Origin of the sequence: Priestia sp. SIMBA_032 (assembly GCF_046535215.1) — a bacterium.
Taxonomy (GTDB): domain Bacteria; phylum Bacillota; class Bacilli; order Bacillales; family Bacillaceae_H; genus Priestia; species Priestia aryabhattai.
Map to the genome: position 1 here is coordinate 1 of NZ_JAWRXD010000854.1, position 264 is coordinate 264.

Annotated in this window: 1 protein-coding gene; it reads right to left on the reverse strand. The window is 68.2% G+C overall.

All coding sequences use genetic code 11. The annotated features are described in order from the left end of the window. Positions 1-264: cytochrome c biogenesis ResB family protein (locus SB717_RS36755; RefSeq protein WP_410908002.1), on the reverse strand; the 264-nt coding region annotated here is incomplete at both ends.

Here is a 264-nt window from a genome sequence, read left to right on the forward strand (position 1 = left end):
GACCGCCGGAGCTTCCGGCAGCGGGAAGCTGGAGGTCATCAGGCCACCGTGGAAGGTGGCCGTCGGCGCGAACAGTCCTTCGATGGCGATCTGGTTCTTCCGCCGCTCGTCCTCGTTCGGGTAGAGCCCGGCCGGGGTGTCGAAGCGGGCCACGCCACTGGACATCATCGTCTGCAGCTCATCCGGCCGGAACGGGACCGTCTGCGTGCGGGTTTCGCCGCCGGGGAACGTGACCGTGAAGGTGGGGGCGAAACCATTGCCGAG